We start from the raw sequence: 453 nt of genomic DNA on the forward strand, positions 1-453 counted from the left end.
GTATTTCCGGGAGTAGAACGGCGGCAGGCCCCGCAGTTGCAGGATGCACCTGTCGCCGGGCATGGTGGCAAGCTCGGCGGGGGTCATAAGCTCCCGGCCCAGCCGCTGGGTGTTCTGGTTGTAGCTTTCCGACTGCCCACGGGAGCGGCCCTCGGTCTGCATGGAGATAGTCGCTTTCCCCAGCCAGTTCTCGGAAATCTCCTTGATAGTGCTGGCCTCCCGGCCCCCGAGGAATACCACGCTGTCCATGTTGCCTAAAATGGTTTCCGCGTTCTTGTCGTAGATTGCCTTACATTGGGCCAACTGCTGGTAGAACAGCGTCAGGCTCACCTCCCGGGAGCGGATGACCGCCACCAGCTTTTCGAGGTTCGGCACCTGCCCGGTGTTGGCGGCCTCGTCCCACAGCACCCGCACATGATGGGGCAGGCGGCCCCCGTGTACGTTGTCCGCCCT

At 63.1% G+C, this 453-nt stretch carries 1 protein-coding gene; it reads right to left on the minus strand.

Annotation, left to right across the window (positions count from 1 at the left end; genetic code table 11):
* The coding region (locus tag D1646_RS07845; protein ID WP_160635937.1) for a TraG/TraD/VirD4 family protein at positions 1 to 453 on the minus strand (453 nt) is incomplete at both ends.

Origin of the sequence: Pseudoflavonifractor sp. 60 (assembly GCF_009911645.1) — a bacterium.
GTDB lineage: Bacteria > Bacillota > Clostridia > Oscillospirales > Oscillospiraceae > Lawsonibacter.